General features: G+C 53.1%; 17 protein-coding genes and 1 riboswitch. Of the genes, 15 read left to right on the plus strand and 2 right to left on the minus strand.

What is annotated here, in order from left to right:
• The first annotated feature begins 3 nt into the window (after positions 1 to 3).
• The 11 genes from V7676_RS01325 to V7676_RS01375 all read left to right on the plus strand — a co-directional run bounded on the left by V7676_RS01325 (position 4) and on the right by V7676_RS01375 (position 13,547).
• Positions 4 to 885, plus strand: a complete 882-nt coding sequence (locus V7676_RS01325) for a cell division protein FtsQ/DivIB (protein ID WP_335657856.1) — start codon at positions 4 to 6, stop codon at positions 883 to 885.
• A 58-nt stretch (positions 886 to 943) separates the two neighbouring features.
• On the plus strand, positions 944 to 2,203 hold the full coding sequence (ftsA, locus tag V7676_RS01330; RefSeq protein ID WP_335657857.1) for a cell division protein FtsA: 1,260 nt from the start codon (positions 944 to 946) through the stop codon (positions 2,201 to 2,203).
• Positions 2,204 to 2,307: 104 nt separating this feature from the next.
• Positions 2,308 to 3,822, plus strand: coding sequence for a cell division protein FtsZ (gene ftsZ / locus V7676_RS01335; RefSeq protein WP_335657858.1), 1,515 nt, complete (start codon positions 2,308 to 2,310; stop codon positions 3,820 to 3,822).
• Between the two features lie 186 nt (positions 3,823 to 4,008).
• Positions 4,009 to 5,814: an SPOR domain-containing protein gene (locus tag V7676_RS01340; RefSeq protein WP_335657859.1), complete on the plus strand. Its 1,806-nt coding sequence runs from the start codon at positions 4,009 to 4,011 to the stop codon at positions 5,812 to 5,814.
• The gene (locus V7676_RS01345; RefSeq protein ID WP_335657860.1) at positions 5,814 to 6,980 is read left to right on the plus strand and encodes a deoxyguanosinetriphosphate triphosphohydrolase; all 1,167 of its coding nucleotides are present in this window, start codon (positions 5,814 to 5,816) and stop codon (positions 6,978 to 6,980) included. The genes V7676_RS01340 and V7676_RS01345 overlap by 1 nt, the downstream gene beginning before the upstream one ends.
• Positions 6,973 to 7,647 (plus strand): NAD(P)H-binding protein, encoded by a 675-nt coding sequence (locus V7676_RS01350; RefSeq protein WP_335657861.1) that lies wholly within the window; start codon positions 6,973 to 6,975, stop codon positions 7,645 to 7,647. The genes V7676_RS01345 and V7676_RS01350 overlap by 8 nt, the downstream gene beginning before the upstream one ends.
• Before the next feature lie 99 nt (positions 7,648 to 7,746).
• Positions 7,747 to 7,847: riboswitch (glycine riboswitch) on the plus strand.
• A 167-nt stretch (positions 7,848 to 8,014) separates the two neighbouring features.
• Entirely contained in the window at positions 8,015 to 9,160 is a 1,146-nt protein-coding gene (gene gcvT, locus V7676_RS01355; protein WP_335657862.1) for a glycine cleavage system aminomethyltransferase GcvT, read from the plus strand.
• Positions 9,161 to 9,187: 27 nt separating this feature from the next.
• Positions 9,188 to 9,559 (plus strand): glycine cleavage system protein GcvH, encoded by a 372-nt coding sequence (gene gcvH / locus V7676_RS01360; RefSeq protein WP_335657863.1) that lies wholly within the window; start codon positions 9,188 to 9,190, stop codon positions 9,557 to 9,559.
• Positions 9,560 to 9,613: 54 nt separating this feature from the next.
• Positions 9,614 to 10,972 (plus strand): aminomethyl-transferring glycine dehydrogenase subunit GcvPA, encoded by a 1,359-nt coding sequence (gene gcvPA, locus V7676_RS01365; protein WP_335658879.1) that lies wholly within the window; start codon positions 9,614 to 9,616, stop codon positions 10,970 to 10,972.
• Positions 10,969 to 12,564: an aminomethyl-transferring glycine dehydrogenase subunit GcvPB gene (gcvPB, locus tag V7676_RS01370; RefSeq protein ID WP_335657864.1), complete on the plus strand. Its 1,596-nt coding sequence runs from the start codon at positions 10,969 to 10,971 to the stop codon at positions 12,562 to 12,564. Before gcvPA ends, gcvPB begins: the two co-directional genes overlap by 4 nt.
• Positions 12,565 to 12,584: 20 nt before the next feature.
• The gene (locus V7676_RS01375; protein ID WP_335657865.1) at positions 12,585 to 13,547 is read left to right on the plus strand and encodes a bile acid:sodium symporter family protein; all 963 of its coding nucleotides are present in this window, start codon (positions 12,585 to 12,587) and stop codon (positions 13,545 to 13,547) included.
• Here the strand turns inward: V7676_RS01375 and V7676_RS01380 are convergent.
• Complete coding sequence (locus V7676_RS01380) at positions 13,544 to 14,032, minus strand: methyltransferase family protein (RefSeq protein WP_335657866.1); 489 nt, start codon at positions 14,030 to 14,032, stop codon at positions 13,544 to 13,546. The two genes, V7676_RS01375 and V7676_RS01380, sit on opposite strands and share 4 nt — an antisense overlap.
• A gap of 54 nt (positions 14,033 to 14,086) precedes the next feature.
• Between V7676_RS01380 and V7676_RS01385 the strand changes: the two genes are divergently transcribed.
• The 3 genes from V7676_RS01385 (at position 14,087) to V7676_RS01395 (ending at position 18,061) form a co-directional block, all read left to right on the plus strand.
• Positions 14,087 to 14,734 (plus strand): DUF938 domain-containing protein, encoded by a 648-nt coding sequence (locus V7676_RS01385; protein ID WP_335657867.1) that lies wholly within the window; start codon positions 14,087 to 14,089, stop codon positions 14,732 to 14,734.
• Positions 14,735 to 14,813: 79 nt separating this feature from the next.
• Positions 14,814 to 16,400: a long-chain-fatty-acid--CoA ligase gene (locus V7676_RS01390; protein ID WP_335657868.1), complete on the plus strand. Its 1,587-nt coding sequence runs from the start codon at positions 14,814 to 14,816 to the stop codon at positions 16,398 to 16,400.
• 119 nt (positions 16,401 to 16,519) lie between these two features.
• Positions 16,520 to 18,061 (plus strand): nitrilase-related carbon-nitrogen hydrolase, encoded by a 1,542-nt coding sequence (locus V7676_RS01395; protein WP_335657869.1) that lies wholly within the window; start codon positions 16,520 to 16,522, stop codon positions 18,059 to 18,061.
• Between the two features lie 70 nt (positions 18,062 to 18,131).
• Here the strand turns inward: V7676_RS01395 and V7676_RS01400 are convergent, their stop codons facing one another.
• Complete coding sequence (locus tag V7676_RS01400) at positions 18,132 to 18,935, minus strand: lipid II flippase Amj family protein (RefSeq protein ID WP_335657870.1); 804 nt, start codon at positions 18,933 to 18,935, stop codon at positions 18,132 to 18,134.
• Positions 18,936 to 19,114: 179 nt separating this feature from the next.
• Here V7676_RS01400 and V7676_RS01405 point away from each other — a divergent pair, with 179 nt between their 5' ends.
• Complete coding sequence (locus V7676_RS01405) at positions 19,115 to 20,908, plus strand: SLC13 family permease (protein WP_335657871.1); 1,794 nt, start codon at positions 19,115 to 19,117, stop codon at positions 20,906 to 20,908.
• Positions 20,909 to 20,939: the final 31 nt, after the last annotated feature.

The raw sequence follows: 20,939 nt of genomic DNA on the forward strand, positions 1-20,939 counted from the left end.
GCGATGACAACAGCATCGATCAGACGGACAAATAAAAAGCCGAAGAGCAAGCCGCGTATTGTCGGCCGGGCCAAAGTGCGTGAAATTTCGATATTTGACAAAATATTGCGGGCCATGCCGATTAACGAAGAACAAATCCAAAAAGGCCTGACATGGGGTTTGGTTGGCGTATTTGTGCTGGGTGCCTACAGCGTCGCGCATTATACGGGCATTACCGAACGGGTGAGCAGCCAGTTTGCGACATTGGTCGGCAATGCTGGGTTTGAAGTGAAGCGGGTGGAAGTAACGGGCGTGAACCGGATTGACGAACTGAAAGTCTATGAAATCACGCTGGCGCAAAAAGATCGCTCGATGATGCTGGTCGATATTGATCAGGTCCGTGACGATTTAATGGGCAATGGCTGGATCAAAGATGCTCGTATTTCGCGGCGCTTGCCCGATACTTTGGTGGTCGAGATTATTGAACGCGAACCCGCAGCCGTCTGGCAACAGGATGGTAAATTATCACTCATCGACAATACCGGATATCCTCTGGAGCAAATCCAGAAAGAAGAAATTCCCGATCTACCCGTCATCGTAGGCGCGAAGGCCAATGAACGAGTACCGCAGTTGACCAAATTGTTAAACGTCGCTCCCGCGCTTAGTCCGATGGTGACGGGTGCGACCTGGATCGGTAACCGGCGCTGGGATTTGGAGTTTGACAGCGGTGAAACGCTGGCGCTGCCTGAAGGCGAAGATACTGCGGCGGCGGCCTTGCTGAACTTTGCACGGATGGACGGTGTTAACCGGTTGCTCGGACGCGGTGTGGTCCATTTTGATCTGCGCGATTCAGAGCGAGCTTATTTGCGGATGCCGCCAAAACCGGCAACAGAACCAGAAGGCTGAAGTAACATTGTCAAATGGGGGTCATGAGACAAGAAGACGGAAATAGGGGAACAGGCAAATGGTAGCACGGGTAGAAAAGATTTTTACCGCTTTGGATATCGGGTCATCCAAGATCACGGCGATGATCGCTGGCCGGATGGATAACGGCGATATCACTGTGCTGGGTACGGGGCAGCGCGCGAGCAAGGGAGTGAAGCGCGGCTATATTGCAGATACCGAACGTACGGAACTGGACGTCCGTGACGCCGTGGAGCAGGCAGAGCGTATCGCTGGCATCAATATTGACGATGTATGGGTCAGTTTTTCTGCCGGCGGCCTGACCAGTATTTTGACGGCGGTGGAAACCGAATTGGGCGGCCACCGGATCGAACAGGACGATATTGACCACCTGCTGAAGGCCGGACGCAATAGCATCGACCCGCAGGGCAAGATGGTGCTTCATGCCCAGCCTGCCCTCTATACGCTGGACGGCTTGAACGGTGTGAAAAAGCCCAAGGGCCTGCATGCCGACCGGCTCGGTGTGGATATCCATGTGATCCTTGCCGACGCATCGCCCGTGCGGAATATCGACATGAGCGTGCGGGGCGCGCATCTCAATGTCAAATCGATTATTGCTTCACCTATTGCGGCTGGCACAGCCTGTCTTTCCAAGGAAGAGCGCGAACTGGGCGTTGCGCTTGTGGAGATGGGGGCGGAAGTAACCAATGTTTCGCTATTCGCTGGCGGGATGTTGGTGGGGCTGCATACGCTACCTTATGGCGCGGCTGATATTACTGACGATATCGCATCATCATTCGGATTGCGGCGGGCGCAGGCGGAACGAATTAAATGTTTCTATGGCTCGGCTACAACCAGCCCGCGCGATAACCATGAGGCTATCGATTTGCAGCTGGAGGAGACTGGACCGGAATCCGAAGAGGAAGGCCGGATCACCAAAGCGCAGCTTATCGGCGTCATACGTCAACGATTGGATCATCTCATGGGTGAGATTGGCCAATCGCTCAAAGCGCTGGGCTTTACCGGCCCTGTAGGACGACAGGTCGTCCTTACCGGTGGCGGTGCGGAACTCAAAGGCATAGCGGATTATGCGCAGTCGGCACTGGGTCAGACCGTAAGGATTGGACGGCCAATGGGTCTGGCCGCCTTGCCAGAAGCGCATAGCGGTCCGGCCTTTGCGGGGCTGGCTGGGCTTGTGCTTTATGCTGCGCAGGAACCCGTCGATCTCAGATCGCTTTCCACGAGTGGACAAAAGGTTCACAGATACGCTGGGTCCGCTGTAATTGGGCGACTGATGTCGGCCATTAAGGGCAATTTTTAAAAATTTACGAAATAAATTAACTTTTCGGGTGATTCCCGCTTCAAATTTGTGCAAAGCGTTACCCAAATATTACACACCGAGTTTTTGTCTGGGGAGACAGTAAAATGAGCATCAATATTGGCCCACCTGAAGTGGAAGAGTTGAAACCACGTATCGCCGTCATTGGCGTAGGCGGAGCCGGCGGAAACGCGATCGCAAATATGATCGCGGCAAAGGTTGAAGGCGTTGATTTCATCGTTAGCAATACCGACGCCCAATCGCTCAACAGTTCTCCCGCAGAACGCCGGATTCAGCTTGGACCTGAAATTACACAGGGCCTCGGCGCTGGCTCTCGTCCAGAAGTTGGACGCGCAGCGGCTGAAGAAACACTGGAACTTGTCGAACAAGCGCTCGAAGGCGCGCATATGTGCTTTATCGCAGCAGGCATGGGCGGCGGCACTGGTACCGGTGCAGCACCTGTTATCGCCAAGGCGGCGCGCGACAGAGGTATTCTGACCGTTGGTGTTGTAACCAAACCCTTCACCTTTGAAGGTACGCGGCGGATGAAAGCGGCCAATGCTGGTATCGAAGAGCTTCAGAAAAATGTCGATACTCTAATCATCATCCCCAATCAGAATCTGTTCCTCGTCGCCAATCCGAATACGACCTTCAAAGAAGCGTTTTTGCTGGCTGACGAAGTGCTGCAACAGGGTGTGCGCGGTATTACCGATTTGATGGTGATGCCGGGTTTGATTAACCTCGATTTTGCTGATGTCCGTTCCGTGATGCACGAAATGGGCCAAGCGATGATGGGTACAGGCGAAGCCGAAGGTGACGGACGTGCTCTTGAAGCGGCGGAAAAAGCTATTGCTAACCCATTGCTCGACGGCGTGTCTATGAAAGGTGCGAAAGGCGTGATTGTCTCTATTACGGGCGGTGAAGATATGCGCCTGATGGAAGTCGATGAAGCGGCTAATCACATCCGCGAACTGGTCGATCCTGATGCCAACATCATCTGGGGTAGTGCTTTTAACGAAAATCTAGAAGGTCGTATCCGTGTGTCGGTTGTCGCCACCGGCATCGACAGTGATGGTCCTAGGACTACATCTACGCCGAGTTCATCTTTTGCGATGAGCAGCCCGCCCCCGGCGGCGGCGTCATTCGCTTCCAGTATTCCAGCAGAGCCCAAGGTGGAAGAGCCGCAGGCAGAAGCCGAGCTTGATATGGCGGACAGCTTTGATACATCGGAAGCAGACATGGTTGTCGAACCCGAACAGGCTCCTGAACCACAATCGGCGGCAATTTCTTCCCCGACAGCAACCTATTCCGATGATGATGATCTGGAAGATAACACGGTGGTCGCTCCTTCATTTGCGTCCTTGACGCCCGGTATGGTCAGTGATGACGAACCGGAAGAAGATGAGCTAGTGCTGGGCGGTGACGCGATGCAACCTGTTGAAGAAGCTTCACCCAAAATGGCAGATCGCGCCCCGCGCGTTGCCAGTGGCGGCGGCACCTTGTTCGAGCGTATGTCCAACTTGACGCGCGGAAACAAAGCCGACGATGAAAACGATGATGACGAAAAATCGCGGGATCCACTGGAAATTCCGCGCTTCCTTAATCGTCAGAATAACCAATAAAAAAGCTATTATCGACCAATTGTTCATCATAGATATTGTGGGGCCGATTGATCCTTGTCTTTTGGCAGGGGCGGCTGGCCTTGCAATTCATGATGGACGCTTGATTTCGGTAGAATCTAGTCGTTTAATAAACGGGTGAACACAATCTCAAAATATCTGATTCTGGCGAGCTTACCTTTCATAGGGGTGAGCCTGACTGCTGCCCCTGTTTTGGCGCAAAGCGGCGACCAGTCTAACAGTATAAATTTGCAGGATGCGCTGCGCCGTATCGCTAGCAATTCGGCTGATTCTTCGGCCCTTGCCGATGCAGGGCTAGCGGCTCTGGACTTAGGCGATACGCGGGCAGCCATTGGCTTTCTTGCCAGAGCGGACGAAATTTTTCCGCGTAGCGGCCGTGTCAAAGCTGGGCTGGCGCGGGCATTATTGCTCGAACAAAATCCTTTTGGCGCTATTCGCTATTTTGATGAAGCGATAGCCAATGGCATATCGGTGAAGGAGATCGCTTTGGATCGCGGCCTCGCTTATGATCTTATTGGTCGTAATGCCGATGCGCAAAAGGATTATGCGCTGGCGATGCGCTATGAGCAGAGCGATCTATTGCTTGGACGTTATGCAGTGTCTTTGGGGATCAGCGGGGATGTCGCAGGCGCAGAAGCGAAACTAAACCCGCTATTACAAAAAAGTGACCGAGACGCTTGGCGCAATCGCGCGTTTATCTTTGCAATGAATGGGGATGAGAAAGAGGCGAATAAAATTGCCCGTCAAACCATGACCAAGCAAATGGCCAAGGCGATTAAACCTTTTTTTGATGGTATGCCGAAACTAACGGCGGCGCAAAAAGCCGCTGCGGTGCATTTCGGTCATTTTCCGGCGAGTGAAAATATCGGAGTTGATGTCGCGTCTGTTCGTTTCGCGTCGCAAAGCGCCATGCGCGGCGGTGACGGGGCTGATGCAGGATTAATCCCAATCGGTGAGCCTTTGGGACAGGACGCCAAAAAGCCAAAGGTTCTGGCAATGCCCGATACGTCATCGCGCCGCCGTCCCGGGGCAACACGAAAAGAAAAGAAAAAACAGCAAAATGCATCGCTGGCTAAATCCGATACTGCGGTCCGGTTGGCGCAAAACACGCTGCCTGTTCCGGCAATCGCAAGGCCATTGGTGAAGCCAAACGTCAATCGACCAAGTGATCCGATAGCGACGAAGGCCGCCGTAATTGAAAAACCGGCATTGGTGCCGGCACCGGTATCTTCACCGGGTTTTGAAACCGCCATTGGCGGCGCTACCGAACAAGCCGAACGGCAGATCGCTATGTCCCCGCCCGAAATCGGTGCGCCGGCCCCATCTTTGGTGTCGGAAAGCGTGAGCAGAAAAGTCAATATTGGCGACGTGAAAGCGGTGGGGCAATCCACTGACGAAGAATTAAACGCTCCCGTGCAACTGGTTGATTTTGATCTTGCCAAAGCGGGAGGTTCCGGCCCGTCACCGATAATATCCGGGAATGTTGAGGGATCGGGGGGTGGCGCACCGCCTCCCCGGGCCTTGTCTGAAATTATCGGATCAATTTCTATTCCTGATTCAGAGAAAAGGACGGGGGTTGTTCCTGTCGATTTAGCATCGATAACTCCGGCCAAACCAAAACCGCCCGTTGAAAAACCAGTGGAAGAAAAAGCGGAACCCAAAAAGGTGGAAGCCAAGGCCAAACCAAAACCCAAGCCACCGGAATTTCCCAAACGCTATTGGGTGCAGATTGCCACTGGTTCGGATATCAAAGCCCTGAAATATGATTATCGCAGGCTTGCCAAGAAAAACGCAGAACTATTCGCTGGCATCAGCGGTTGGACTTCACCTTGGGGACAAACAAGGCGGCTTGTCATCGGGCCTTTTGACGATTTTAAAACCGCAAAGAAAATCGAAGCCGAATATCGCAAAAATGGTGGCGACGCTTTCGCTTGGGTCAGCGATGACGGTACGGAAGTGAATAAACTAAACTAATGGATAGTCTTGCCCGCTATGCTAGCGACCCGCATCAGAGTCGCGGCAGGCGCTATGACGAAGGGCGCGCCGGTTCCAATGGGAGTGTGCGGGGCCCGCGCGATGATTTCCAACGCGATCGCGATCGGATCATCCACTCGATATCCTTTCGTCGTTTGCGCCATAAGACGCAGGTTTTTGTTGCGCCCGATGGTGATCATTTTCGCGTCCGCCTAACCCATAGTCTAGAAGTAGCGCAAATTGGACGGACGATTGCCCGCGCGCTGGGCTTGAATGAAGATCTGACCGAGGCGTTATGTCTGGCTCATGATATCGGTCACCCGCCCTTTGGCCATGCAGGCGAAGATGCGCTGGAAGAGGCGATGGCTGATTATGGCGGTTTCGATCATAATGCGCAAACGATCCGCACATTGACCAAATTGGAACGGCCTTATCCCCGCTGGGATGGCCTGAACCTGACGTGGGAAATGCTGGAGGGTTTGGCGAAGCATAACGGGCCAGTGCTTGACCCAACATGGGCTTTGCAAGAAGCCAATGCACCAATGCCTCTTGATCTAAATAGCTGGCCCTCTTTGGAGGCGCAGATCGCAGCGGTAGCCGACGATATTGCTTATGATAATCACGACATTGATGACGGGATCCGGGCAGGATTGCTGAGTATTGACCAGCTTTTGACGATGCCTTTTATCGCCGCGCAGTGGTCCGATATCTGCACGCGTTATCCTGATATTGACCGGGACCGGTTGGTACCGGAATTGATCCGGGATCAAATCGGAATGATGGTCAATGATGTCATTGAAACCACCATGAGCCGGATCAACGAATTTGGAATTTCGTCGGTCGATGATGTTCGTCAGGCTGACCGGATGATCGGCGGTTTTTCTCACGATATGGCGGCGAAAGAACGTACGCTAAAAAAATTCATGTATGCCAATCTCTATTATCATTCCGAGCAGATGGAGGCAGCTGAAAAAGCGCATGTTATCGTTGCTGAACTGGTCGCCGCTTATCGCGACAAACCAAGCCTATTGCCTGAAAGCTGGGCCGTAACTCTGCCTGACGGGGAGCCTGATCGTATGCGGCATATTGCCGATTTTATGGCGGGGATGACGGATCGCTATGCCAGCAACCGGCATGCCGAAATTTTTGGAAAAGCAAATGACTGAACCGGTACTTGTTGTTGGCGCGACGGGTTTGGTTGGCAACTTGCTGGCGCGAAAGCTCGTTGCAGATGGGCGGGATGATCATCTTCATTTGTTGATGAGAAAGCCGGTAGAAACCGCCTATGGCGCCGCGACGATGCATATCGCCCCGACCAAGAAATGGCCCGATATTATAGCATCTATCAAGGCACAGCGCGTGGTATCATGTCTTGGCTCGACCATGAAAAAGGCGGGATCGAAAGAGGCTTTTGCCGCGATAGATCGCGATCTGGTTGGCGTCGTTGGCAAAGCGGCCAAGGCCGCAGGTGCACGGCAGTTTATCACTATTTCCTCGACAATGGCCAATGCAGAGGCTTCGGGGTTTTACCTGAAGGTCAAGGGGCAGGCGGAACAGCTTTTGCGCGAACTGGCCTTTGACCGGCTCGATATCATCCGTCCGGGATTACTACGCGGCGAGCGGCCCGGCGAAGCGCGCCTTGGCGAAAGTCTCGCCATTATCGCCAGCCCATTGCTCGACCGGCTGCTGCACGGGGGCTTGCGACGCTTTCGCTCGATTGATGCGAGAGAAGTGGCTGCAGCCATCGCAGTTTTATTGGTTGAGGAAAATTCAGGCGCTCATATTTTTGAAAATGAAGCGATATGGAAATTGGCCGAACGGGAAACGCTCTGAACTTTTTCGAGTGGGGCCAACCATAGAATCATTGACTCCCGCCCCCCGGACGGTAACGCTGCCATTTGCTTTTGATTGCCGCCTTACAGGCATAAATCACGATGCTGTGCGGGAGAGCGTTTGCGATCCTATCAGGATTTCAGACCGCCGAAGGAGCAACCGCCCCGGAAACTCTCAGGCAGATGGACCGCACAGGATCACAAGCACTCTGGAAAGAGAGCGAGCCTTCTGATTGAAGGTATCGCTCCACCGAAGGGGTAAATGGCCGTAAATAAAGCGCCATGAAACTCTCAGGTTCCGTGACAGAGGGGGCAGTTTTGCAGGCTTTTGCTGTGATCTGTACCCTTTTTGCACAACGGAATCTTTGATGAGTAATGACAAAAACGAAATATTGAAAACACTACCGCTGGATAGCTGGCACCGCGGCCTTGGCGCGCGCATGGTGCCGTTTGCGGGCTATGAAATGCCGGTTCAATATGAAGGCGTTATGGCCGAGCATTTGTGGACTCGCGAACATGCCGGTCTGTTTGATGTTAGCCATATGGGGCAAGTGCAGCTGGTCGGTGATAGCGCAGCCGAAGCGCTGGAAGGGATTGTTCCCGGGAATATTTCAGCGCTGGGCGCAGGCAAAATCCGCTACACTTTGTTGCTGGCTCAAGATGGCGGGATATTGGATGACCTGATGGTTACCAATATGGGCGATCATCTCTATCTGGTGGTGAACGGCGCGACCAAGCACGGCGATATTTCCTATTTAGAGGCGCAATTGCCTTCGGATATCACGCTTCATCACATGGAAAACCACGCGCTGCTCGCCTTGCAGGGGCCCAAAGCCGCTGCCGCTTTGGCGCAGATTGCCATCAGCACGGTGCAAGCGGACGGGACAGCGCCGACGAACTTATATTTCATGGAGGGCGGCGCGTTCCAATGGGGAGAGGTACCGCTAGGGATCAGTCGTTCCGGCTATACCGGCGAAGACGGGTTCGAGATTAGCGTACCGGCGGACCATGCCGAGGCGTTGGCAGTGGCTCTATGCGCGCTGGACGACGTGAAGCCCATTGGTCTGGGCGCACGCGATAGTTTGCGGTTGGAAGCAGGATTGCCGCTCTATGGCCATGACATGGACGCAGACACGCTGCCTGTAGAAGCCAATTTAAACTTTGCCCTATCCAAAGCGCGGCGTGAAGAAGCCAATTTTACCGGAGCGCAGCCGGTGCTCGCACAATATCCTGACAAGGCGGCGAAAAAACGCGTCGGGCTGCTCGTTAATGGTCGCCAACCGATTCGCGAGGGCGCGCATGTCGTCGATGCGGATGGAAAGACTATCGGCGCTGTGACAAGCGGCGGTTTTTCGCCGACGCTGCAAAAGCCTATTGCCATGGCCTATGTCCCGATGGCACTGGCCAATACCGGTACCGAAATTATCGTAGAACAACGCGGAAAACCCATCGCCTGCACTGTAGCAGACATGCCGTTTGTACCACATAATTATCACCGCAAACTGAAATTATAGTCTGGAATAACGGAAGAGGACGACAAGATGAGCCGATATTATACTGATGAACATGAGTGGGTTGATGTCGAAGGCGACACTGCAACGGTTGGCATTACCGACTATGCGCAGGAACAGCTGGGTGACATTGTTTTTGTGGAAACACCAGAGGTCGGCTCCGAACTGGAGCAGGGCGATGATGCCGCTGTCGTGGAATCAGTAAAAGCTGCATCCGATGTTTATGCCGCTGTGTCAGGCACAGTGATTGAAATCAACGAAGCGCTCGAAGACGAACCGGCGCTGGTTAATAGCTCGGCCGAAGAAGATGGCTGGTTTTTCCGGCTTACACTCTCCGATCCGTCGGAGCTCGATGATCTGATGAATGAAAAAGCCTATAAGGCCTTTGTAGACGGTCTTTAAAAATATTCACTGTCCCCCGCTGATCGGTGGGGGCGGTGACAAAAGGAATATATGATGCGCTATCTACCGCTAACCCCGCAGGACCGGCAGGATATGCTGGCCACCATTGGTGCCGATAGCATTGACGACCTTTTCGTCGATGTGCCTAATGATGTGCAACTCGACGGACCGATCCGCGATTTGCCGATGCATGCCGGGGAAATGGCGGTTGAAGCGCATATGAAGAAGCTGGCCCGCAATAACTCGGCTGCTGGTGATATGCCGTTTTTCTTGGGGGCAGGCGCTTATCGCCACCACGTGCCGGCCAGTGTTGATCACATCATTCAACGCGGGGAATTCCTGACTGCTTATACGCCTTATCAGCCAGAAATTGCCCAGGGAACGTTGCAGACCCTCTTTGAATTCCAGACACAGGTCGCGCGCTTGTTCGGTGTCGATGTGGCAAATGCCTCTATGTATGATGGCTCCACGGCTTGCTGGGAAGCGATCACCATGGCGAGGCGGATCACCAAGCGGGGTAAGGCTATCCTGTCTTCCGGTCTGCATCCGCATTATGTTTCAGTGGCCAAGACGATGGCCCGTTTCACCAAGGATCAGCTGGTTAGCGAAGCGCCAACACTGGAGCCGATAACCGATAGCGAAGATTTGCTAGCGCAGATAGATGATGAAACAAGCTGTGTCGTGGTGCAATATCCCGATATTTTGGGACGCATTACCGATATGTCTGCGCTTGCGGAAAAAGCCCATAGTCACAAGGCATTATTAATCGCTGTTGTGACCGAACCTGTGTCTTTGGGAGCGATTAAATCTCCCGGTCAAATGGGAGCGGACATTGTTGTTGGTGAGGGGCAGTCGCTAGGCGTCGGCCTACAATTTGGCGGGCCTTATGTCGGTCTGTTCGGTTGTAAGCAGAAATATGTCCGGCAGATGCCGGGGCGGTTGTGTGGGGAAACGGTTGATGCCGAGGGCAAGCGCGGTTTCGTACTGACCCTGTCCACCCGTGAACAACATATCCGGCGGGAAAAAGCGACATCGAATATCTGCACCAATAGCGGACTTTGCGCGCTGGCCTTTACTGCCCATATGACATTGCTAGGCGAAAAAGGTTTGCGGGAACTAGCGATGCTGAACCATAAAAAGGCAGTTGTTGCTGCCGACCGTTTGGCAAAAATCAACGGCGTTTCCTTATTGAATAGTAGCTTTTTCAACGAATTTACGCTGATTCTTGATAAAGATACTCGGCCCATTGTTCGCAAGCTGGCGGATCAGAAAATCCTCGCCGGTGTATCATTGGGGCGGCTCTATCCTGATACCGATGAATTGGCTCGCGGCCTGATTGTCGCGGTAACGGAAACGACCAGCGATGAAGACGTCGAAATGCTGGCCAGGGCTTTGGAAGGAGAATTGGCATGAGCATGTTGAACGAAGGTCGCCCGACCAAGCAGGATGATAATATTGTCGTGCCAGATCAAAATGCGCTGAAAACCCATACGGGAAATCGCGCGCTAATGGTCGACGAGCCCTTGATTTTCGAAATCGGATCACCGGATCGCAGCGGCGTCGATTTGCCCGAAGCACCGGCGGTGGCAAGCCGTCTTGGCGGTCTTGAACGCGGCGAAGCGATTGGCATTCCGGGCCTGTCCGAATCCGAAACCGTTCGCCATTATACCCGGCTGAGCCGTCAAAATTATGCGATTGATGTCGGCCTGTTTCCGCTGGGTAGCTGCACCATGAAACATAATCCCCGGCTCAATGAAAAAATTGCGCGTCTGAAGGGTTTCTCCGACATTCATCCATTGCAGCCGGTAGATAGTGTGCAGGGCGCGTTGGAACTGATTTACCAGTTGGCCGAATGGCTCAAGGCGCTGACTGGCATGCCCGCTGTGGCGATGAGCCCGAAAGCCGGTGCTCATGGAGAGCTTTGCGGCATATTGGCTATTCGTTCCGCCTTGGAAGCGCGCGGCGATGCTCGTGAAGTCATATTGGTGCCGGAAAGCGCCCATGGTACTAACCCAGCGACCGCGGCGTTCGCAGGTTATAAGGTGGAGGATATTCCCGCCAATGCAGCCGGACGGGTCGATCTGGATGCCCTGAAAGCGCGGCTGGGCCCTGATGTTGCTGGCGTGATGATCACCAATCCCAATACTTGCGGATTGTTCGAGCCGGATATGAAAGCCATTTCAGAAGCCGTGCATGCAGCAGGCGGTCTGGTCTATTGTGACGGCGCGAATTTCAACGCGATTGTCGGGAGAGTGCGTCCCGGTGATCTGGGCATTGATGCAATGCATATTAATTTGCACAAAACATTCTCTACCCCCCATGGCGGTGGCGGTCCGGGTTCCGGTCCAGTTGTTTTTTCCGAAGCGCTGGCACCCTTTGCACCATTACCATTCGTAGAGAAAACACAGGAAAACGGCCCGAACCCGCATTTCCATTTGGTGGAAGAGGAAACCGCCGAAGAGCATCATGGAAACAGCTTTGGCCGGATGGTCGCTTTTCATGGGCAGATGGGCATGTTTACCCGCGCTTTGACCTACATACTCAGCCATGGCGCTGATGGTCTGAAACAGGTGGCGGAGGATGCTGTGTTGAATGCCAATTATGTCCTGCGCAGCTTGGAAGACGTGCTGGATGCGCCTTTTGCGAAGTCCGGTCCTTGTATGCATGAAGCTCTGTTTTCTGATAGTCGTTTCACCAATGGCCTGACCACGCTTGATCTTGCCAAGGGGCTGATCGACGAAGGTTATCATCCAATGACCATGTATTTTCCGTTGGTGGTGCATGGCGCGATGCTGGTCGAGCCGACCGAAACCGAAAGCAAGGCAGCGATCGATCAGTTTATCGGCGCGATGCGTTCGGTTGCGGAGCGGGCCAATGCAGGCGACGAGTTGCTGAAAACCGCGCCGCATTTCGCGCCGCGCAGGCGGCTGGATGAAACGCAGGCGGCGCGTAAGCCGATTTTAGTCTGGCAAGAACCGGAGGAATATGCTGAAGCAGCCGAGTAAAGGCTGATTGAGGGGGCAAAATGATCCAGCGCTTAACGAACCTGTTTGCGCTGTGGACCGTGCTAGGCACAGCCTGGGCGTGGATTTTGCCAGAGCATTTCCTGTGGGTTGTGGATGGGCGCTTCAAGCCAATGGGCCAACCGTTGATCAGTGTCATGTTGGGCCTGATCATGCTTGGCATGGGCGTTACGCTGTCATTTGATGATTTTAAACGGATTGCCCGCATTCCCAAATGCGTGGCTGCTGGCGTCATATTGCAATTCACCGTGATGCCGCTGGCCGGAATTGCCATTGCGATTGGGACTAATTTGGAAACCGGACTGGCGGTCGGCTTGATCCTTGTGTCCTGTTGCCCCGGCGGCACAGCATCCAATGTTGTGGCCTATCTGGCCAACGCCAATGTTGCGCTGTCGGTGATGATGACTATGGCATCGACGCTGGTCGCTGTCATTGCGACACCCTTGCTTACGGGCCTTCTTGCCGGAAAATATGTCGAGATTGACCAGTGGAATCTTTTCATAAACATGGTCTCCATTGTACTCATTCCTGTTGTTGCGGGCATTTTGCTCAACCGCTATTTTCCCAAGACCACAGAAAAAATCGCAATTGTCTCTCCATTGGCATCGGTGATTGTCGTTGTCTTGATCGTTGGGGCGATTATCGCCAATTCCAAAGCTCTGATCGAAGAGCATTTTGGTATATTAATGCTGGCGGTCCTGCTGCTTCATCTAATCGGTTTCGGTCTGGGCTATGTGCTGACCAAGTCATTGGGCTTTGGTGTGGCGGAGCGCCGGACGATCAGTATTGAGGTGGGTATGCAAAATAGCGGTTTGGGTTCCAGTCTTGCCTCCACGCCCGGTTTTGCTGCCCAATTTGCTACCCCGATGCAGGCGGCTCTCGCGCCGGTACCCAGCGCAATTTCTGCCGTCTATCATGTCGTCATCGGTAGTTTCCTGGCCGCAATCTGGCGGCGCATGCCTTAGACCCAGCGCCGCACGCTCTTTTTATAGTCCAGATATTCGCTGCCGAATTTCGTTTCCAGATAGTGTTCCTCACGGGCGATGACCTGCGTGCGAATGACGATGATGACCACGGGTAGCAATATCAGTGCCCATGGGCTGTGAAAAACAAGCGTCAGACCCAAATAGGTCAACGCCATGCCTAGATACATCGGGTTGCGTGTATATCGATATATTCCGGAACGTACGATCTGGTTGGTAGGTTTCCACGGCTCTAGATTATTGCCCAGTTGTCGAAAGCGGCTAGTGCCCGCGATCATGAAAAACAGGCCAGCTAAAATTACGGCTATGCCAATAAATGGAAGATAGCCTGCCGCAGACATAAATTCGCATATCGGACCGGTCCATCTGTCGATCACTAGACCGGTCAGCAAGAAGCCGATATATACGAATGGCGGAGGAAATTTGACCTGCGCGCTATCTTCTTCAAGGTGAAATAATTTCCTCATGATCCGCAATAATAACCTAGATATAGCCAATGCGCAATTCCGGTGGGGGCGATAATGGCTGATTCGACCCCTTGGCTGCGGGAGGAGGCTGGTCCCGAGGATCAAAAACACGCACCTGCAACGCTGCGCAACCGTGATGCGATTGTGGAGGTGTTGCGCGATATCTTGCCAGACAGCGGTACAATATTGGAAATAGCCAGCGGTACGGGTGAGCATGCTGTCTATTTTGGACAGAAATTTCCTGACCTGATATGGCAGCCCAGTGATCCTGATCCTGAATGTTGCCGCTCTATTCAGGCATGGACCGAACGGGCAGAGGCGAAAAACTTGTTGCCCCCGATACAACTCGACGCGCTGGCCCCGACATGGGAAGCAGAGCTGACGGAAAAGCCCGCTGCGATCCTGTGTATTAACATGGTCCATATCGCGCCGTGGGAAGCCTCCATCGGCTTGTTTGCAAAGGCAGCGGCTTTGTTGGAACAGGGCAGTCACTTCTATCTCTACGGTCCTTATTTTCGCGGCGATGCGCCGGTTTCCCCGGGCAATCTCGAATTTGACCGCAGCCTTAAAAGCCGCAATTTGCGTTGGGGCATTCGCGAAGTGGCGGACATGGATGCGCTGGCGGATAAAAACGGCTTTACTCGCACGGATATTGTCGAAATGCCGGCCAATAATCTGTCGCTGCTCTATCGGCGCAACTGATACGCCGGTGGCCTGTGCAATCCGCTTGCCTTGGTTTAAGTGACCGCTTAACATCAGCCCGAGTATAAGAGGAGCGCGCATGTCGACTGAAGTACCAGAAATACGCAGATGCTTAGGATCGTCGATCGCCTTTTGGGCAGAGCGCAGTCCCGATAATATCGTAATAGATGACCGGGCGGGACTCGTTACCTATGCCGAACTCGACCGCATAGTAAATGATTATGCGCGCGCCTTTACCGGCGCCGGCCTGAAAAAAGGCGATCGGATATGTTGGCTGGGTAAGAATAGCGGACTGTATTTCACGTTGTTCGCTGCGGCCAGCCGCGCAGGCGCGGTGATTGCTCCTATCGGCTGGCGTTTGACTGTGCCCGAAGTGGCTTATGTGCTGAAAGATACACAGGCGCCTTTGCTTATTTGCGAACCCGAATTTGCTGAAACCGCCAAACAGGCGGCGGCAGAAGCCGGAACAGTGCAGACTATCCTTGTCGCCGGAGAGGCTGATGGCCTGCAATCGCTGGACGAATGGATGGTCAAGACGCAGCCTGGCGATTTGCCGCAGACCGATCCTGCGGAAGGCGTGCTGCAACTTTATACCTCCGGTACTACAGGCAATCCAAAGGGCGCGGTGCTAACCAATGATAATTTATTCAAAATGCGGTCGTTGGTAGAAAATAATCCCGATCATGCGTGGATTGATATCGGCACAGAAGACAGCACATTGGCGGTCATGCCCTGTGCCCATATCGCCGGTTCTGGTATTGCTCCGATAGCTTTTTACAACGGCGCGACGATGATGGTCATTCCTGAATTCCATCCCGACAGTGTTCTGGATTGCGTGGACAAGGGACTGAACCAATTTTTCCTTGTGCCGACCGCGCTGCAAATGCTGGTCAATTGGCCGCGGGCGAAAGAGACGGATTTTTCCAGTGTCCGGTCCGTCACCTATGGCGCCGCGCCCATTCCGCTGGAACTGCTGCGTCTATGTATCCAGACAATGCCAAAGGCTTTATTCTGTCAGCAATATGGTATGACCGAAACCACCGGCACTATTTGCATCCTGCCACCAGAGGACCATGATCCGGCGGGTAATGAACGGATGCGCGGCATTGGTGTACCACTGCCCGGTGTCGAGATGAAAATTGTCGATGAGAACCGGCAAGAAGTCCCGCCCGGCACAATCGGAGAAATTGCCACACGATCCGATCTTAACATGCTGCATTATTTTGCTAATCCGGAAAAAACCGCAGAGACTGTGGATGCTGATGGATGGCTCTATACCGGCGATGCCGCGATCATGGATCAGGACGGCTATTTCTACATCAAGGACCGCGTGAAAGACATGATCATCACCGGCGGTGAAAATGTTTATCCGGCAGAAGTTGAGAACGCGATATTCGGCCACCCACAGGTCAATGAAGTCGCGGTTATCGGCGTCCCTGATGACAAATGGGGAGAAGCAGTCAAAGCGGTTGTCTCGCCCAAACCGGACGCGGGCGAGGTAGACACCGACAGCATCATCGTCTGGGCCAAAGAACGCATCGCCGGATTTAAGGTGCCGAAGACGGTCGACGTAATCCCGGAATTGCCGAGAAACGCCAGCGGCAAGATTTTGCGGCGGGAATTACGCGATCCCTATTGGAAGGGGAAAGAGCGGGGGGTGAATTGAGCTTTAGGGGGCAATTTAAGTCCGCCGAATACCCGGCTTGTTTGTAAAATTAGACCGGAGATATCTAGAAGTTTACGAGAAATCTTCCCCGCGATAAAAAACCTCGCTAATGGACGCGAATGACCGCAGAAAAACCAAAGCTTATTATCCGTGTGGCGGAACTGGAAGATGCCAGAAAAATCGCCGCCTTGTCCCGCAAAATTTACGGCAAGGGTGAAGGCTACTCAGCCGAAGAAGTGCGTGGGCAAATTAATAATTTCGTTGATGGCCAGTTGGTCGCGGAATATGAGGGAAAGATTGTCGGGCATTGCGCGACCTTCCAGATTTCCGAGAAAACCGCCCGCGCGGCGCATAGCTGGTCGGAGATTACCGGTGGCGGCTTTGCAGCTCGGCATGATCCGGCTGGAGAGATTCTCTATGGTATGGAAGTCAGCGTGGACCCGGATTACCGGCGGCTGCGGATTGGCCTGCGTTTCTACAAAGTCCGCCGGGAGCTCTGCCAGCACCTGGGGCTGAAGGGGATTATTTTTGGCGGGAGGCTGCCCGGTTATGCGCGGCGCAAGCGCAAATATCCTGACCCTGCGGATTATCTGGCGGCCGTGATAGATAAACAATTTCGCGATCCGGTGATTAATTTTCAGTTGAATCAGGGCTTTGTGCCGCTGGGAATATTAAAAGACTATATGCCCAGCGACAAGCCGTCCGGCGGCAATGCAGTGCATATGTTCTGGGAAAATCCACTGGCGGCCGAAGCGAAGTTTGTGACGCAGACGCCGCATGACCGCCTACCGCAATCGGTGCGCGTCGCGACGGTACAGTTCCAGATGCGGAAAATTGCGGCGCAGTCCGAATTTGAAGAACAGGTGGAATATTTTGTCGATGTTGCAGCCGATTATGGCGCAGATTTCGTAACCTTTCCGGAATTATTCACACTGCAATTGTTGTCTTTGGAAAGTGAAAAGCTGGATCCGGCACAGGCGATTGAAAAAATCGCGGAATATACCGACCGGTTCAAGGAAGTGATGGAGAAGCTGGCGGTTTCTTATCATATCAACATCATCGGTGGCTCCCACCCCACGCGGATGGAAAATGGCGATATTCGCAATATATCTTATGTGTTCCTGCGCAATGGCGCGATTTACACGCAGGACAAGCTGCACCCTACACCCAGCGAAGTGCGCTGGTGGAATATTAAGGGCGGCTATGGTGCAGAGGCCATTCCAACCGACTGCGGCCCTATCGGCGTCATGATTTGCTATGATAGCGAATTTCCGGAGATGGCGCGGCATTTGGTCGATCAGGGCGCGATGATATTATTTGTGCCCTTCTGTACCGATGAACGGCGCGGTTATTTGCGGGTGCGCTATTGCTGTCAGGCGCGTGCCGTGGAGAACCAGTGCTATGTCGTCATGTCCGGCGTGGTTGGGAACTTGCCGAATGTCGAGAATATGGACATTCACTATGCCGAGAGCGCGATATTGACACCGTCCGATTTTCCGTTCGCACGCGACGGCGTGGCAGCTGATACTGCGCCCAACACCGAAACAATTGCGCTTGCCGATCTATCCATGACGAGCTTGCTCACGAGCAGGCAATCCGGTGCGGTGCAGAATTTGAAAGATCGCCGCTTTGATCTGTATAGGGTGCTGTGGAAGGGCTAGTCCTGGCGCAGTGAAGGTCGTTTGCTGAGCTTGGTCGCGCCCGCATTGAGCGCAAAAAGGGGATATTAGCTCAAACTATTCCTGCTATATATGCGATCAGCCAAGCGGAGGGCAGAAGTAATAGCTGTGCCAGCAACGTCCCACCAATGCGGCTGAATGAAAGCCAAGTAATCGTGCGGCGAAACATCGGCTGGCTGACGTTTCCGCTCACCACATCATCCGTCATAATCGACAATTGCGGATCGATCACAACAAATAATAATATCGTGGCAAATCCATTGACCACCGCGGATAATTGGGATGCCGTTACCCGGTATTCCGGGTTGAGATAGCCTGCATATAGCGAACCGATAACACCAACGGTCAGCAGCGCTTGCGCAACAATATTCAAAATAATGATCGACATCGATACGCCGCGGGGTTTCTTCATGTCCGCTATGTGAACCATCTTCGGCGCTGTGGTTGTTTTGCGAATATAGCCGATTCCGCCTTTAGTAAAGCCATGCAACAGCAACCGCGGCATGGAACGATGTTCATGGAAATGAGTAATTGCGCTGCTAAACCAGCGCTGCGTTGTTGGTATCAAAAGTGCTCCGACGATGGTTGCCGCCGTTGTTGCCAATAATATAATCCGAAAGTCCATTATCAAGCCGTCGCCTGCGCCATTTGCCAGATCAGTTTCTATCCGCTTGGCTAAAAACGGCCCGAGGAAACTGTTTGAAAGACGGGAAATCAGCACGAGTATATTGAATAACGCAAAAGAGACCGCAATCCGCCCAGTGCGGACCCCGGCTATTCTGGCTGAATATGCTAATGCGCCAATAAGATGAATGACAAATGCCAAGCTGCAGATGATAAAAAGCTGTTGATCCATTTCACATATTTCCAATGATGCGATCACTCCACTAATGCGGCGATGCGTTTTTCCATTGCGCGCAAATTTTGCGCGACCCAATAGAAAATTGGACCCCGGCTATAAATTCTATCTATCCCTATTGTTGCTTTAAGCCTAATTGTCGGCCTGCTTAAATACAGCATGATCGGAACACTTGCATGGCTGCTTCAATCGCTTCTTATGCTCCTTATATTGTAAGTCTCACTTTAATCTTTTTATTGATCGCATTCGCGACCGAAATCCGGCCTCCCGAGGTCACGGCTATTGCGGCCGTCGGGGTCCTACTGGTTCTGGGAATCATCTCGACCGATGACTTGCTGGCGGCAATGAGCAATCCTGCCCCGCTCACCATCGCGGCGATGTTCATTATTTCTGCATCGCTGGTACGCACCGGAACACTGGAAGTATTTGCCCGAAAAGTGGCCGAGGTGGCGAAGCGTACGCCGGTGGTCGCAACCGGGTTATTGCTGGTGACAATTGCCGCCATGTCCGCGTTTACCAATAATACGCCGCTCGTCATGATGATGATCCCGATTGGAATTACGCTGGCAAAACAATTGGGAGAGTCTTCTTCTAAAGTGCTGATGCCGATATCTTTTGCGGCCATATTGGGTGGTACGTGTACCTTGATCGGAACATCCACCAATATCTTGGTGGATGGCGTGGCGCAAAAAAGCGGGCTAAAAGCATTCTCTATTTTTGAAATAGCGCCCGCAGGCATTATCATCGCTATAGTCGGCGTAGCTTATATCGCGCTGACCCGCCATTTCTTGCCTGACCGCGAATCTGTCGCATCGCTGGTTTCTGATAGCCAAAGCAAACGCTATTCGATCTCGGTCTTTATCGACGCAACTTCGCCCTATATTGGCCGAAAAATAAGCGACGTAAACAGCCTGAAAGCGGGCGAACGGCGACTGGTCGATCTGATCCGTAATGACGAATCCCTGCGGGATGACCTCAATGATAATATTATCGAACAAGGTGATATAATCGTCCTGCATTCCAACGAAGCTGACATTATGACGATCCGCGAACAAGGTAGGCTATCATTGAAGACCGACGCCGCGGCTGGTGAGGTCGTGCCTGTGTCTTCGCATCAATCGGTGCTTGCTGAAATATTATTGCTGCCGGGCGCGAGTATCATAGGCCAGCGGCTGGATGAAATGGATTTACTTCAGCGCTATGGGGTTTACCCGATTGCATTGCATCGGCGCGGCGTCAATTTGATGGAACGCTATGAACACACCGCTCTGGCGATTGGCGATACTTTGCTGTTCGAGGGCGCCAAATCTGATTTGCAGCGCTTGGTCGACGGTGAAAATTTAATGAATATGACGGAGCCCAAAACACGCGGGTTTCGGACACAAAAGGCACCGATTGCGATAGCGGTAATATTCGGTGTGGTTATCGCTGCTGCTTTTGACATCATGCCGATTACGGGGCTTGCCGTCATGGGGATGGCCGCAGTTCTGGCAACACGGTGTATCGAACCCGACGAAGCATTTGCTGCCGTGGATTGGCGAATTATTGGCTTGATAGTTGCTATGCTGGCCATTGGTACGGCGCTGGAAAACGCAGGATTAGTCGAAATGATGGTGGCTGCTGCAACGCCCGCACTGTCTGGATTCCCGCCAATCGTAGCACTGGCCGCTATCTACCTGCTTAGCTTGACGCTGACTGAACTCGTCACAAATAACGCCGTGGCTGTTGTCGTCACGCCCATAGCGATCAGCCTCGCTCTTTCCTTGGGCGCTGATCCACGGCCATTTGTCATCGCGGTTATGTTTGCAGCGAGCGCAAGTTTTCTCACGCCGATCGGGTATCAGACCAATACTCTGGTCTATGGTGCGGGTGGATATCGTTTTCTGGATTTCGCCCGCTATGGCCTGCCGTTGACGATCATAGTCGCCATCACATCGATTATCGTCATCCCAATTATCTGGCCACTGTAAGAGCGCAGAGGAGAGGGGACGCATCCCGCAT

Source organism: Parasphingorhabdus sp., from assembly GCF_036963805.1.
In the GTDB taxonomy this organism is placed as follows: Bacteria; Pseudomonadota; Alphaproteobacteria; order Sphingomonadales; family Sphingomonadaceae; genus Parasphingorhabdus.

What these genes read in the sequence shown, in the direction of transcription:
- V7676_RS01385 (WP_335657867.1), top strand. Translation starts at nt 14,087, where the DNA reads ATGGCTGATTCGACCCCTTGGCTGCGGGAGGAGGCTGGTCCCGAGGAT.
- gcvT (WP_335657862.1), top strand. Translation starts at nt 8,015, where the DNA reads ATGAGTAATGACAAAAACGAAATATTGAAAACACTACCGCTGGATAGC.
- V7676_RS01345 (WP_335657860.1), top strand. Translation starts at nt 5,814, where the DNA reads ATGGATAGTCTTGCCCGCTATGCTAGCGACCCGCATCAGAGTCGCGGC.
- ftsA (WP_335657857.1), top strand. Translation starts at nt 944, where the DNA reads ATGGTAGCACGGGTAGAAAAGATTTTTACCGCTTTGGATATCGGGTCA.
- V7676_RS01400 (WP_335657870.1), bottom strand. Translation starts at nt 18,935, where the DNA reads ATGGATCAACAGCTTTTTATCATCTGCAGCTTGGCATTTGTCATTCAT.
- V7676_RS01375 (WP_335657865.1), top strand. Translation starts at nt 12,585, where the DNA reads ATGATCCAGCGCTTAACGAACCTGTTTGCGCTGTGGACCGTGCTAGGC.
- V7676_RS01390 (WP_335657868.1), top strand. Translation starts at nt 14,814, where the DNA reads ATGTCGACTGAAGTACCAGAAATACGCAGATGCTTAGGATCGTCGATC.
- V7676_RS01405 (WP_335657871.1), top strand. Translation starts at nt 19,115, where the DNA reads ATGGCTGCTTCAATCGCTTCTTATGCTCCTTATATTGTAAGTCTCACT.
- gcvPB (WP_335657864.1), top strand. Translation starts at nt 10,969, where the DNA reads ATGAGCATGTTGAACGAAGGTCGCCCGACCAAGCAGGATGATAATATT.
- ftsZ (WP_335657858.1), top strand. Translation starts at nt 2,308, where the DNA reads ATGAGCATCAATATTGGCCCACCTGAAGTGGAAGAGTTGAAACCACGT.
- V7676_RS01325 (WP_335657856.1), top strand. Translation starts at nt 4, where the DNA reads ATGACAACAGCATCGATCAGACGGACAAATAAAAAGCCGAAGAGCAAG.
- V7676_RS01395 (WP_335657869.1), top strand. Translation starts at nt 16,520, where the DNA reads ATGACCGCAGAAAAACCAAAGCTTATTATCCGTGTGGCGGAACTGGAA.
- gcvH (WP_335657863.1), top strand. Translation starts at nt 9,188, where the DNA reads ATGAGCCGATATTATACTGATGAACATGAGTGGGTTGATGTCGAAGGC.
- gcvPA (WP_335658879.1), top strand. Translation starts at nt 9,614, where the DNA reads ATGCGCTATCTACCGCTAACCCCGCAGGACCGGCAGGATATGCTGGCC.
- V7676_RS01350 (WP_335657861.1), top strand. Translation starts at nt 6,973, where the DNA reads ATGACTGAACCGGTACTTGTTGTTGGCGCGACGGGTTTGGTTGGCAAC.
- V7676_RS01380 (WP_335657866.1), bottom strand. Translation starts at nt 14,032, where the DNA reads ATGAGGAAATTATTTCACCTTGAAGAAGATAGCGCGCAGGTCAAATTT.